This window comes from Xanthomonas sp. BRIP62409, assembly GCF_003992965.1.
Taxonomy (GTDB): domain Bacteria; phylum Pseudomonadota; class Gammaproteobacteria; order Xanthomonadales; family Xanthomonadaceae; genus Xanthomonas; species Xanthomonas euroxanthea.
The window spans coordinates 18,484-31,538 of the sequence record NZ_QEZJ01000020.1; the positions used below are offsets into that span (position 1 = coordinate 18,484).

General features: G+C 66.8%; 8 protein-coding genes and 1 pseudogene. 5 read left to right on the forward strand and 4 right to left on the reverse strand.

Translation table 11 applies throughout. The annotated features are described in order from the left end of the window. Nucleotides 1–129: 129 nt before the first annotated feature. Nucleotides 130–1,098: an aldo/keto reductase gene (locus EO170_RS09350; protein WP_126944358.1), complete on the reverse strand. Its 969-nt coding sequence runs from the start codon at nucleotides 1,096–1,098 to the stop codon at nucleotides 130–132. Between the two features lie 1,364 nt (nucleotides 1,099–2,462). On the opposite strand from EO170_RS09350, the gene EO170_RS09355 reads away from it, so the two are divergent. The 4 genes from EO170_RS09355 to EO170_RS09370 all read left to right on the forward strand — a co-directional run bounded on the left by EO170_RS09355 (nucleotide 2,463) and on the right by EO170_RS09370 (nucleotide 7,098). Further along, nucleotides 2,463–3,761, forward strand: a complete 1,299-nt coding sequence (locus tag EO170_RS09355) for a nucleoside transporter C-terminal domain-containing protein (protein ID WP_016903833.1) — start codon at nucleotides 2,463–2,465, stop codon at nucleotides 3,759–3,761. 77 nt (nucleotides 3,762–3,838) lie between these two features. Further along, a complete protein-coding gene (locus EO170_RS09360) occupies nucleotides 3,839–4,795 on the forward strand; it encodes a ribokinase (RefSeq protein WP_126944361.1) in 957 nt (318 codons plus the stop codon). Nucleotides 4,796–5,243: 448 nt separating this feature from the next. Further along, complete coding sequence (gene dusB, locus EO170_RS09365; protein ID WP_104649668.1) at nucleotides 5,244–6,242, forward strand: tRNA dihydrouridine synthase DusB; 999 nt, start codon at nucleotides 5,244–5,246, stop codon at nucleotides 6,240–6,242. Nucleotides 6,243–6,270: 28 nt separating this feature from the next. Next, nucleotides 6,271–7,098, forward strand: coding sequence for a class I SAM-dependent methyltransferase (locus EO170_RS09370; RefSeq protein ID WP_119130754.1), 828 nt, complete (start codon nucleotides 6,271–6,273; stop codon nucleotides 7,096–7,098). A 58-nt stretch (nucleotides 7,099–7,156) separates the two neighbouring features. Here the strand turns inward: EO170_RS09370 and EO170_RS09375 are convergent, their stop codons facing one another. Continuing rightward, nucleotides 7,157–8,245 carry a metal-dependent hydrolase gene (locus EO170_RS09375; protein ID WP_126944364.1) on the reverse strand — a complete coding sequence of 363 codons (1,089 nt, stop codon included), beginning with the start codon at nucleotides 8,243–8,245 and terminating at the stop codon, nucleotides 7,157–7,159. Between the two features lie 223 nt (nucleotides 8,246–8,468). Next, complete coding sequence (locus EO170_RS09380; protein ID WP_126944367.1) at nucleotides 8,469–9,275, reverse strand: UDP-2,3-diacylglucosamine diphosphatase; 807 nt, start codon at nucleotides 9,273–9,275, stop codon at nucleotides 8,469–8,471. A 445-nt stretch (nucleotides 9,276–9,720) separates the two neighbouring features. Here EO170_RS09380 and metK point away from each other — a divergent pair, with 445 nt between their 5' ends. Further along, nucleotides 9,721–10,932: a methionine adenosyltransferase gene (gene metK / locus EO170_RS09385; RefSeq protein ID WP_104584603.1), complete on the forward strand. Its 1,212-nt coding sequence runs from the start codon at nucleotides 9,721–9,723 to the stop codon at nucleotides 10,930–10,932. 781 nt (nucleotides 10,933–11,713) lie between these two features. Here the strand turns inward: metK and EO170_RS09395 are convergent. Then, nucleotides 11,714–12,865 (reverse strand): annotated as a pseudogene (locus EO170_RS09395) (histidine-type phosphatase); the annotation flags it as partial. Nucleotides 12,866–13,055: the final 190 nt, after the last annotated feature.

Below are 13,055 nucleotides of genomic sequence, written 5' to 3' on the forward strand. Positions count from 1 at the left end.
CAGCGCCTGACGCCACAGCGACCTGGCTGGCGTGCACCACAGGGGGGACGCAGCCTCACCGGCTCGGTCGACTAGCACGACAAAGCCGACAACCTTGCAGCCGCACCACCCCCAGTGCGTGGCGTGCTCTTAGCGCGTTACCGCCTCCACCTGCGCCCAGCCGGCGGCATCGACCTGGGTCAAGGTGTCCAGCGCGCCGAGATTTTCTTCCAGCTGGGCCACCCGGCTGGCCCCCAGGATCACCGTGGACACGTGCGGGTTGCGCAGGCACCAGGCGATGGCCAGGCGTGCGGGCGACTGGCCCAGCTCGGCGGCCAGGGCACAGAACGCGCGGGCGCGTTCCAGGCGGCGCGCTTCCGGCGCGCCCAGCACTTCGTCCTGCAGCCAGTGATTGTCCGGTTGGCCGAGGCGGCTATCGGCGTCTACACCGGCGTTGTACTTGCCGGTCAGCAGGCCCGAGGCCAGCGGCGACCAGACCGTGGTGCCCAGCCCGCCCTCGCACAGCGGCGCGTATTCGCGTTCCAGCCGGTCGCGGTGCAGCAGGTTGTACTGCGGTTGCTCCATCGACGGAGCGTGCAGGTGTTCCTGCTCGGCGATGGTGATGGCCGCGTGCACCTGCTCGGCGCTCCACTCGGAGGTGCCCCAGTACAGCACCTTACCCTGGCGGATCAGGGCATCCATGCTGCGCACGGTCTCCCGGATCGGCGTGTCCGGATCGGGCCGATGGCAGAAGTACAGGTCCAGATAGTCCACCCGCAGGCGCTTGAGTGCGGCATGGCAGGCGTCGGTAACATGCTTGCGCGACAGCCCGCGCTGGGTCGGGCGCGGGCTGTCCACCGCGCCGAAAAACACCTTGCTCGACACGCAGTACCCGTCGCGCGGCAGGCGCAGGTCGGCGATCACATCGCCCATCACCTCTTCGGCGCGGCCGCGTGCGTAGACCTCGGCGTTGTCGAAGAAAGTGACGCCGTTGTCCCAGGCGGCGGCAATCAGGTTGCGCGCTTCGCTGCGCCCGATCTGCTTGCCGAAGGTGACCCAGGCCCCGAACGACAGGGCCGACAGCTGCAGCCCGGTGGACCCCAGACGACGGTAATGCATTGGCAGACTCCAACAACCTCCGCGGCGCCCTGCCCCGGATCGGCGTGCGCAGTGTAGGACGTGGTGCTGCCGGCGCGACAGGGTTGCGCGGCATCCATGCCGCTCAAGGTCCCACGCCGACACCCGCGCAAACACCACCAGTTATTGTCGGTCGAAAGAAGTGCCGGGGGCCGGTGGTCTGCAAGTCTTTGGGAGCGTCACCATCGCTGGCGACATGACAGTAGATGGATGGCTTACTGATCACATCGGCCACGAAGTCCACGGGCATCAACACCTGCTTGACGCATTGCTTGCCGATCAGCGGCGGCAATGTTGGGAGCGTGGTGTCGCGTCCGGGGGGCGGGACCGTGTGCCGGCATGGATGTCGCCACCGAGTCTCCAGGGACGGATTTATGGCGTGTCCCGACACCGGATGCGACGCCGCGACGCCGACCGACTCCGCACACCGACCAACCTGCGCATGAGGTCTGCCGGTGCTACGTAGAAGCGTCGGTCTACGGCGGGCGCTTGCACGCGTACCGGCGTGGGACACGCCGCAAGTACGTCCATGTAGGCTCTGGCGCGGCATCCATGCCGCTCAAGGTCCCACACCGGCACGCGCGCAAGCACCACCGGTTGCTGTCGGTTGCGGAAAGAAATGCGAACAGCCAGATGAGCTGCACGTTCTTCCGAGCGTCCATTGCTGGCGGCGTGACAGCAGATGGATGGCTTACCGACTACATCGGCCATGGAGTCCACAGGCATCGACACGTGCTTGAAGCCTTGCTTGCCTATCAGCGGCGGCAATGTTGGGAGCGTGGTGCCGCGCCCGGGGGCGGGGCCGTGTGGCGGCATGGATGCCGCCACCGAGCCTCCAGGGACGGATTTACGGCGTGTCCCGACACCGGATGCGGCGCCGCGACGCCGACCGACTCCGCACACCGATCAATCTTGTGCACCACATCTAGAGTTCCACGCGAATGCTTCGGTCTGCTGCGGGCGCTTGCACGCGTACCGGCGTGGGACACGCCGCAAGTACGTCCATGTAGGCGCTGGCGCGGCATCCATGCCGGTCAAGGTCCCACACCGGTATGCGCGCAAGCACCACCGGTTTTCATCGATGGCTGAGGGGAAAAGCGGCGGCCGGTCGGGTGATCGCGCTTCGGGGCGCGGTCTTTGCGGGCGACGCACGGGCAGCGAATCAATGCCCCCCGATCCATGACCTTGCGCAAGGGCGGCTCGCCCGCCCGCACGCAGGGAACTGCCCGCGCCCGCCCTGGCTCGCCTGCGGGTCAACGGGCGGGGCCTGAATGCTGCTCGCCTTGCCCGCGGTCACCCCCTGCTCTAGGCTTCTCGTTTTGCCGTCAGCAGCCCCGGGGATTGGAATGGTCGAAGGTTTGGGAAGGATCGGTTTCGGCCTGTTCGGTCTGGCGGTGCTCATCGGCATCACCTGGCTGTTTTCGAGCAACCGCCGCGCGATCGACTGGAGGCTGGTCGCCACCGGTCTGGCGCTGCAGATTTCGTTCGCCGCGCTGGTGCTGCTGGTGCCGGGCGGACGCGATGTGTTCGATTCGCTGGGCAAGGGCTTCGTCAAGGTGCTGAGCTTCGTCAATGAAGGGTCCACCTTCATTTTCGGCAACCTGATGAACATCGACAGCTACGGCTTCATTTTCGCGTTCCAGGTGCTGCCCACCATCATCTTCTTCTCGGCGCTGATGGGCGTGCTCTACCACCTGGGCGTGATGCAGGTGGTGGTCCGCGCGATGGCCTGGGCGATCACCAAGGTGATGCGCGTGTCCGGCGCGGAAACCACCAGCGTGTGCGCCAGCGTGTTCATCGGCCAGACCGAGGCGCCGCTGACGGTGCGCCCGTACATCCCCAAGATGACCCAGTCCGAGCTGCTGACGATGATGATCGGCGGCATGGCGCATATCGCCGGCGGCGTGCTGGCCGCCTACGTCGGCATGCTCGGTGGCAGCGATCCCGCGCAGCAGGCGTTCTACGCCAAGCATCTGCTGGCCGCCAGCATCATGGCCGCGCCCGCCACCCTGGTGGTGGCCAAGCTGCTGGTGCCGGAAACCGGTACCCCGCTGACGCGTGGCACGGTCAAGATGGAAGTGGAAAAGACCACCAGCAATGTCATCGATGCGGCCGCGGCCGGCGCCGGCGACGGCTTGCGGCTGGCGCTGAACATCGGCGCGATGCTGCTGGCCTTCATTGCGCTGATCGCCCTGATCAACGCACCGCTGACCTGGCTGGGCGAGATCACCGGCGCTGCCGCGCTGCTGGGCCGGCCGACCAACCTGTCGACGATCTTCGGCTACGTGCTGGCGCCGATCGCCTGGGTGATCGGTACCCCGTGGGTGGACGCGACCACGGTCGGCTCGCTGATCGGGCAGAAAGTGGTGATCAACGAGTTCGTCGCCTACAGCGAACTGTCGCGTATCGTGAAGGGCGAAGTGCCGGGCGTGGGCCTGAGCGCGGAGGGTCGGCTGATTGCCACGTATGCGTTGTGCGGCTTTGCCAACTTCAGCTCGATTGCGATCCAGATCGGTGGCATCGGCGGGCTGGCACCGGAACGCCGTCACGATCTGGCCAAGTTCGGGCTGCGTGCGGTGCTGGGCGGTTCGATCGCCACGTTCATGACCGCTACCATTGCCGGTGTGCTCTCGCATTTCGGTTGAGGGGCGCGGGTTCATCGGGGTGACGGTCTAATCGCCGCACGCCACGTTTCATTCAGTCATTCAAGTCAAGGGTATTTATGAGTTCGGTCGTCGTTGTCGGGTCCTTCAATGTCGATCACGTGTGGCGCTGCGACGTGCTGCCTGCACCGGGCGCCACCATCGCCGGTCGCTACAGCACCGGCCCGGGGGGCAAGGGCTTCAACCAGGCGGTCGCGGCTGCACGTGCCGGCGCCAGGACGCACTTTCTGTGCGCGCTGGGCGACGATGCCGGCGGTGCGCTGGCGCGCTCGCTGGCGGCGCACGACGGCTTCGCACTGATCGCCGAGCCCAGCAACGAGCCGACCGGCACCGGCGGGATCTACGTCGACGCGCACGGCCGCAACACCATCGTGATCGGTGCCGGCGCCAATTCGGTGCTGAGCGCTGCATTCGTGGACAACCAACGCGCACTGGTGACCTCGTCCAGTGTGTTGCTGGCGCAGCTGGAATCGCCGGCGGAAACCATCGAGTCGGCGCTGGCACTGGCACGCGAGTGCGGCGTGCTGACCGTGCTCAACGCCGCACCGGCCAATGCACCGACCTCGATCGGCCTGCTCAAGCTGTCGGATGTGCTGACGCCCAACGAAACCGAGTTTGCGGCCCTGCTCGGCCGCCACGTCGGCGAACGCATCAATGCCGACGATGTGGCGGCGCTGGACGGCAACACGCTGCATTCGCTGTGCCGCAAGCTGTTGCCGGGCGGTACCGTGGTGGTGACGCTGGGATCGGTGGGCGCCTTCATCTCGCACGCCGAAGAACAGCTCCGCGGCGACACGGCCGCGCATTACCGGGTGGGCGCGGAAAGCGCGCAGACCGTGGACACCACCGGCGCCGGTGACGCCTTCAACGGCGCGCTGGTGGCCTCGCTGGCACAGGCGCCGACTGCCAGCTTTATCACCCACGTGCGTTTTGCCACCCGCTACGCCGCGCGCTCCACCGAAGTGGAAGGCGCCGCCACCTCGATGCCGCGCATGGCCCCCGAACCGGCTGTGTGATCCGCGCGCTTCAGGCAAACAACGAAGGCGACCGCAACGATGCGGTCGCCTTCTGCGTTCAGGGCGTCGGCCATGCCCACCAGACTGGTTTGATCCGCGACCGGCATGTCGAGGCCTGTCCATCGACGGAGGCTGCGAGCCCCGCTGCGCCGGCGCTTCGATCTTCTTCATCTGATAGCAGGCTGGGCGGCGGCACCAGGCGTGATGCAGCGTCGGGCGCCCTACCCTCATCCGGCGCTGACGCGCCACCTTCTCCCGGCGGGAGAAGGAATAGAAGCCCCTCTCCCGTCGGGAGAGGGGTTGGGGTGAGGGGACGGTCAACCAGCAATCTTGCCGCTGCCCTCGCTCTACCAGTCACGCGACCCGCGCAGCAACCGCGCAAGACCGAAAGCCGAAAACGCTCTTCCGAATCCCGATTCCCGATTCCCCACCCAGCTACAATGCCGCCATGCAGATCGGCCCCTACTCCATCGACCCCAAGGTGATCCTGGCCCCGATGGCCGGCGTCACCGACAAGCCGTTCCGGCTGCTGTGCAAGCGGCTGGGCGCCGGGCTGGCGGTGTCGGAGATGACCATCTCCGATCCGCGTTTCTGGGGCACGCGCAAATCGCTGCACCGCATGGACCATGCCGGCGAGCCGGATCCGGTCAGCGTGCAGATTGCCGGCACCGAGCCGCAGCAACTGGCCGAGGCGGCGCGCTACAACGTCGACCACGGTGCGCAGCTGATCGACATCAACATGGGCTGCCCGGCCAAGAAGGTCTGCAACGCCTGGGCCGGCTCGGCGCTGATGCGCGACGAAGCCCTGGTGGCACGCATCCTACGCGCAGTGGTGCAGGCGGTGGATGTGCCGGTGACCTTGAAGATCCGCACCGGCTGGGATTGCGATCACCGCAACGGCCCGACCATCGCGCGCATCGCGCAGGACTGCGGCATTGCCGCGCTGGCGGTACACGGGCGCACCCGCGACCAGCACTACACCGGCACTGCCGAGTACGCCACGATTGCGCAGATCAAGGCCGCGCTGCAGATTCCGGTCATCGCCAATGGCGATATCGATTCGCCGCAGAAGGCGGCGCAGGTACTGCGCGCCACCGGTGTGGATGCGGTGATGATCGGGCGTGCGGCGCAGGGGCGTCCGTGGATCTTCGGCGAGGTGGCGCACTATCTGGCCACCGGCGAGCTGTTGCCGCCGCCGTCGTTGGCGTTCGTGCGCGACACCCTGCTCGGCCACCTGGAAGCCTTGCATGCGTTCTATGGGCAGCCGCAGGGCGTGCGCATCGCGCGCAAGCATCTGGGCTGGTACGCCAAGGATCACCCGCAAAGCGCCGACTTCCGCGCGGTGGTCAATCGCGCCGAAACACCGGAAGCGCAGCTGGAACTGACCGGCGCGTATTTCGATGCCCTGATCGCCGGCGTGCCGCCTGCACTGTCGGTTGCCGCCTGAGTTTTCCTGCGTTGTTGGAGCTGCAGCGATGAGCGCACCGAGCGACACCCCGACCTATCTGCATGGGTTTTCGTCCACCGAACAGGCACGCCTGCTCAAACAGGCGCGCCTGCTGGAAGCCACGCTGTTCAACCAGATCGACTACAGCGGCGCACGCCGGCTGCTGGAGGTGGGCAGCGGCGTGGGCGCGCAGACCGAAATCCTGCTGCGCCGCTTTCCCGACCTGCATGTCACCAGCGTGGACCTGAGCGAGGCCCAGTTGGGCGCGGCACGCGCCAATCTCGAACGGTTGGCATGGTGCCGCGAGCGCTACACGCTGCAGCAGGCCGATGCGAGCGACCTGCCGTTCGAGGCGCGGCAGTTCGATGCGGCATTCCTGTGCTGGGTGCTCGAGCATGTGCCCTCGCCTGCGCGCGTGCTCAACGAGGTACGGCGCGTGCTGCTGCCGGGCTCGCCGGTGTATGTCACCGAGGTGATGAACGCCTCGTTCCTGCTGCATCCGTATTCGCCCAACCTATGGCGCTACTGGATGGCCTTCAACGATTTCCAGTACGACCAGGGCGGCGACCCGTTCGTCGGCGCCAAGCTGGGCAACCTGCTGCTGGCCGGCGGCTTTCGCGATGTGCATACCGAGATCAAGACGCTGCATCTGGACAACCGCGAGCCGGGCCGGCGCAAGACCATGATCGGATTCTGGGAAGAAGTGCTGCTGTCGGCGGCCGACCAATTGCTTGCGGCCGGTGCGGTGAACGCAGACACCGTGGACGGCATGCGCCGCGAACTGGCACAGGTGCACAGCGACCCGGACGCGGTGTTCTTCTACTCGTTCGTGCAGGCACGCGCGACGGTGTATTGAGCCGGCGTGCTGCACGGAGCTGCGGCAGGCGCGTTGCTGGCCAACCACCTGGGCACGCCTACCGGGCCGCCGGTGCAGGCATCGCGGCGTGTTCCAGATCACCGGTCAGCACCGTCCCGGTGGGCTCGTGCCAGATGCGGCGCCACATCTGCGCCAGCACCTGGCCGATCTGATCGCGCGCCACCGGCGCGCGGTAGGCGGCCTGGATCTGTCGCGGCGCGATCGGCTGCCACTGCCCGTCTTCGCGGTGGGCCACCACGAAATTGAAGTTGTAGTCCGGCTCCAGGCCCATGCGCAGGTCGCTGAGCATCAGCTCGTCATCGACCAGGCGTGCGCGCATGAAACCGCGATTGAACCAGGTCAACCGGCGCACTGAATCGAACCGGGCCACTTCGCCCAGCGCCTGGGTGTTGCTGGAATAGCCACGAAACTGCATCGGGCCCTTGTCGGCCACCAGCGAGCGCTCGCCGATTACATAGCCGTTGGGCGTCATCGCCACCACGCGCCACAGCAGGGTATTGAGCGGCATCGGCACAGAGAAGCGCGGCGCATCCTTCAGTCCGAGTGCGGCCAGCGCACGGTCCGCTTCCTGGTCGACCAGGTGCTTGGCCAGCAACGACCAACCCAGATAGGCGGAGCTGAGCGCCAGCCCGATCACCAGCGCGTGCTGCGCGATGGGCCGCGCGCGTGCAAACCATGCCACCGCGCAGGCGAGCAACAGCCATAGCGTGTAGGCCGGGTCGATGATGAAGACGCTCGACCACATCGTCGGAGGCGGCTGCAGCGGCCACCACAGCTGGGTGCCGTAGACGGTGAAGGCATCGAGCAAGGGATGGGTGATCAAGGCCAGCTGGATCGCCCAGAACCAGCGCTTGGGCGCACTGGCCACGCGCCCGTTGCCGTAGCGGCGAAACAGCCACCAGATCAGCCAGCCCAGCAACGGCAGCACCAACAACGAATGGCTGGCGCTGCGATGCACCGTCATCAGCGTGACCGGATCGTCGGTCAACGGCAGCAACACCAGCGCATCGAGATCGGGCAAGGTGCCCAGTGCGGCGCCGGCCAACAGGGCCGCACGGCGCTGTCCGGCCGGTGCGATGGCAGCGGCGACGGCGCCGCCGAGAACGATCTGGGTCAATGAATCCATCGGCCGATGCTAGCAGGCCAGGCATCGTTCAGTGCCATCGCGTGCGTTAAGACCGGGGGGCAGTCAGCCAGCAGGTGCGTTGCCCGCATCGCGCTGCGGTTCGCTGACAAAAAACGAGGCCGCTGCCGGCGTCTGGATGCCCTGCACCAGGATGGCGGACGCTGCAACCCGATGGCGGCTCCCGGCAGCCGCGGCCCGCCGACATGCGCTACGCATGACGACCTCACGCCGCGCGCTGCTGCGCGGCGTGAGGTTGCGGCGCCAGCTCGGCCAGCACCTCGCCATGATGGTTGACCAGTTGCAGTGCGCCGCACTGCGTCTCGCGCAGCGCCGTCAGGCTCTCCACCCAGTCGCCGGTGTTGGCGTACAGATGGCCGGCCTGCATGCGCAGTGCGGCGCGATGGATATGCCCACAGACGATGCCGTCCAGATCGCGGCGCACCACATCGACCAGGCCGGCCGCCACGAAGCGGCCGATGTAACGCTCGGCTGCATCGCTGCGTCGCTTGAGAAACTCGGCCAGCGACCAGTAGCGCATGCCCAGCCGACGCCGTAGACGATTGGTTAGCTGATTGCCGGTGAGGATGCGGTAGTAGAGCCAGTCGCCAAATCGTTCCTGCAGGCCACCGAAATGGGTCTGCGCGTCGTAGTCGTCGCCATGGGTGACCAGCAGCCGGCGCCCGTCCAGCAAGGTGTGGACGCTGCGTCGGCGCACCTGCATGGCCGGCATCACCAGGCCGCAGAAGCGGCGGATGGCGCGGTCGTGGTTGCCGGGCACGTAGATGATCTCGGTGCCGCGCCGGGCCTGCGCATGCAGGGCCGCGATCACCTGCTGATGCGCCACGTCCCAGACCGCGCGCCGCTGCGCCATCCACCACAGGTCGATGATGTCGCCCACCAGATACAGCCTCTGGCACCGCTGGCGGCCAATGAAGGCGGCGATCTCGGCGGCATGGCAATGCCGCGAGCCCAGGTGCAGGTCGGACAGGAACAAGGCACGGACCGGTGGATGCAACGTGGACAAGTGCATGCGGGCGTCTCCGGGGCAGGAATCTCGGCGCTGCGATCGGGCGCGGCGCAGGCAGGGTGCGTGCGCCGCCCGCAGGCGCCGGCAGCGCACGCGCGTAGATGCACGCCCCGCCGCAAGCCGCGACGCACTGCATCGAACACCGCATCGCGGGTCGTGGGCGGCATGGCAGCCATGCGCCCTCGCCCCGGCACGCTGTCCAACGGCATCGCTTATCCCCCTGCGGCGCCCCGGCCGCAAGCAGCCAAGGCGCCAGGTACGCGCGCATGCTGACCGCTCGATACGACCACTGCATGGCAAGCTGACGACACCCCGATGACCGTGCAAACCCGTGCCACGACACGGGTTTAACGCCACACCGGGCTGTTCAGGCGCACAATGCACAAGGTTGTCGGACGGTGTATCATCCGCACCCATCTTTTCATCCGAATCAAGGGATATAAGCCTGATGTCCAGCTACCTGTTCACCTCCGAATCGGTCTCCGAAGGCCATCCGGACAAGATCGCCGACCAGATCTCCGACGCAGTGCTGGATGCCATCCTGGCCCAGGACAAGCGCGCCCGCGTGGCATGCGAGACGATGGTCAAGACGGGCGTGGCGATCGTTGCCGGCGAAGTGACCACCAGTGCCTGGATCGACCTGGAAGCGCTGACCCGCAAGGTCATTCTGGACATCGGCTACAACAGCTCCGACGTCGGCTTCGACGGCGAGACCTGTGGCGTGCTCAACCTGATCGGCAAGCAGTCGCCGGACATCAACCAGGGCGTGGACCGCAAGAACCCCGAGCAGCAGGGCGCCGGCGACCAGGGCCTGATGTTCGGCTACGCGACCAACGAGACCGACAGCCACATGCCGGCCGCGATCCATCTGGCGCACCGCCTGGTCGAGCAGCAGGCCAAGATCCGCAAGAAGAAGAACTCGGCGCTGTCCTGGCTGCGTCCGGACGCAAAGTCGCAGGTCACCCTGCGCTACGAAGACGGTGTCGCGACCGCGATCGACGCGGTGGTGCTGTCGACCCAGCACGATCCGGGCATCAAGCAGAAGGACCTGGTCGAGGCCGTGCGCGAGGAAATCCTCAAGCCGGTGCTGCCGGCCAAGTGGCTGCACAAGGGCACCAAGTTCCACATCAACCCGACCGGCAAGTTCGTGATCGGCGGGCCGGTGGGCGATTGCGGCCTGACCGGCCGCAAGATCATCGTCGACACCTACGGCGGCTGGGCGCGCCACGGTGGCGGCGCGTTCTCCGGCAAGGATCCGTCCAAGGTCGATCGCTCGGCAGCCTACGCCGCGCGCTATGTGGCCAAGAACGTGGTGGCTGCCGGCCTGGCCGACCGTTGCGAAGTGCAGGTTTCCTACGCCATCGGCGTGGCCGAGCCGACCTCGATTTCGGTCACCACCTTCGGCACCGGCAAGATCGCCGACGAGCAGATCGAGAAGCTGATCCGCAAGCATTTCGACCTGCGTCCGTTCGGCATCATCCAGATGCTCGACCTGATCCACCCGATGTATCAGCAGACCGCCTCCTACGGCCACTTCGGCCGCAAGCCGAAGGACTTCTCCTACACCGACGCAACCGGGGAGCAGCACAACGCCACCGCGTTCTCGTGGGAAAAGACCGACCGCGCCGACGCGCTGCGCGCCGACGCCAAGCTGAAGTAAGCAGACTGCTCCTGCGGGAGCGGATGCAGTGAATTGCACATGGGCCGCTGATGCGGCCCATGTGCGTTTTGGTGGAATGGATGCTTCCAACCGAACCCCACGGCTGGATTCACTGCGGGTCCGGTTTTTTGATGCGGCCACCGCTTACTGACGAATCTGCGCGTTGGACATCTAGTGGGTTTGTGCGAATGCTCCAGTCACTGACGCTCTGTGACTGAAGGCTTCGGCCACTGAAGGCGCTTGCAAGCGTAATCGCCTGCCGATCAGCAGTGGCAACGCTGGGAGCGCGGTGCCGCGTCCGGGGGCGGGACCGTGTGGCGGCATGGATGCCGCCACCGAGCCTCCAGGGATGGATTCACGGCGTGTCCCGACACTGGATGCGGCGCCGCGCTGCCGACCAACTCCGCACACCGACCAACCTGCGCATGAGATCTGCTGGTGCTCCGTGGAAGCTTCGGTCTGCTGCGGGCGCTTGCACGCGTACCGGCGTGGGACACGCCGCAAGTACGTCCATGTAGGCTCTGGCGCGGCATCCATGCCGCTCAAGGTCCCACACCGGCACGCGCGCAAGCACCACCGATCATCGTCGGCGGCTGAAAAAAGAAAAGCCCCTCTCCTGCGGGAGAGGGGTTGGGGTGAGGTACGGGGCGGAGCCTCTTTGCATATTCGATAACACCAGGCGTCGCACGTACCCTCATCCGCTCCTGCGGGGCACCTTCTCCCGGTGGGAGAAGGAACAACCGGTGGTCGCCTTTTCCAGATAAGGATTGCTGCTGCACGGTTACCGATCGAGCTGCAGCTGTTTCTCAAGCGCGCGCATAAACTCCGGCAACGGGCACGCCATGCGTTGCCCTGCTGTGCAAATACCAAGCGCCAATGTCTGCTGCAACGGCGGGTGCGCCAGATCCAACGGCGCCAGCGTCCGCAGTTGATCCAGCGATTGCGCCAGATACTGCGCACGCACTACCTGCTGCCCGTTCGGTTCGCGCCATAGGCCCAGCACCAACGCGCCACCCGGCGGCGGATCGTCGGCGCCGTAGCCGGGCAGATGGAAGTGCAGGCCCAGCAAACTGCTCAACGCGGCGATATGCGTATCGCTGCCGACGAAAACAGAGACCGTTGGCGCCTGCATATTGCCGAAGCGCTGCAGCACGTTGCGCGCCAGCGGTGCGCCCGAGCGTGAGGCCATGTAATGCGGACGTGCGTAGATATCAAACAACAAGGCATGCAGTCGGGACACCTGCGCCAGCCGCTCGGGTGTGGCACGGCCCCAGCCGACCTGCGCCAACGGCAGCCCTTCGGCGTATTGCAGCAGCAGCACCTCGCCGGTGCCGGAGGTCAGATCGATCGGCCCACCCAGCGCCAGGCCGCGCCCGTTGGCCGACGGCGTCAGCGTGGACGGCATCTGCGCAAAGTCGCAGGGTGTGCGCGTGCAGCCCAGGATCTGCTGCATCGCCTGCAGCTCGGCCGCGTGCTCCCGCAACACTGCGGCTGGGCCACCGGTTTCTCTCTCGATCGCCGCAACTGCCGCTGCGCCATCGAACGGCACTGCGCCGGCTTCGATCGGTCGGAACAACGGATCGTTGCTGCCGGCCTGGCGATGCCCGGCGACGATCCCGCAGCCCGGTGCCAGCGCCGCGGCCAGCAAGGCGCCGCTGTCGATGGTGCGCTGGTCGGTATTGGCCCAGACCGACACGCTGCCTGGTACCGGGCACCCGCTCGGTGGCAACACGCCCTGCTGCACCAGCCATTGGCGCAAATAGTCGCCGCTCAATTGCACGCCGATGCGCCCACGCGGCGTCAGCAGACTGGCCGCTGTGGACCATTGCGGCCATGGCGCGTCGGCATAGTGCGCCGCAGCGGCTTCGCCCTGCAGCGGTGCGCGCACGCCGTGCCGAAAGACAACCACCACGCGTTCCAGTTGCGCGGCCTGCGCGGTCTTTGCGACTGCGGGCGGTCCGGGCGGACGCGGCGTGCAGCCGATCAGCAACAGCGCGCCGAAGCTGAGCGCCGGCACCAGCCATCGCAGCCAAGACGCTGTCGTCGATGCTGGCCTGATACCTGCGCGCAACGGCGCGACGCCTCTGCAGGATGGCAACAACGCAACCCCCATCGCGTCGCTG

What these genes read in the sequence shown, in the direction of transcription:
- EO170_RS09375 (WP_126944364.1), bottom strand. Translation starts at nt 8,245, where the DNA reads ATGGATTCATTGACCCAGATCGTTCTCGGCGGCGCCGTCGCCGCTGCC.
- EO170_RS09370 (WP_119130754.1), top strand. Translation starts at nt 6,271, where the DNA reads ATGAGCGCACCGAGCGACACCCCGACCTATCTGCATGGGTTTTCGTCC.
- EO170_RS09350 (WP_126944358.1), bottom strand. Translation starts at nt 1,098, where the DNA reads ATGCATTACCGTCGTCTGGGGTCCACCGGGCTGCAGCTGTCGGCCCTG.
- EO170_RS09360 (WP_126944361.1), top strand. Translation starts at nt 3,839, where the DNA reads ATGAGTTCGGTCGTCGTTGTCGGGTCCTTCAATGTCGATCACGTGTGG.
- dusB (WP_104649668.1), top strand. Translation starts at nt 5,244, where the DNA reads ATGCAGATCGGCCCCTACTCCATCGACCCCAAGGTGATCCTGGCCCCG.
- metK (WP_104584603.1), top strand. Translation starts at nt 9,721, where the DNA reads ATGTCCAGCTACCTGTTCACCTCCGAATCGGTCTCCGAAGGCCATCCG.
- EO170_RS09355 (WP_016903833.1), top strand. Translation starts at nt 2,463, where the DNA reads ATGGTCGAAGGTTTGGGAAGGATCGGTTTCGGCCTGTTCGGTCTGGCG.
- EO170_RS09380 (WP_126944367.1), bottom strand. Translation starts at nt 9,275, where the DNA reads ATGCACTTGTCCACGTTGCATCCACCGGTCCGTGCCTTGTTCCTGTCC.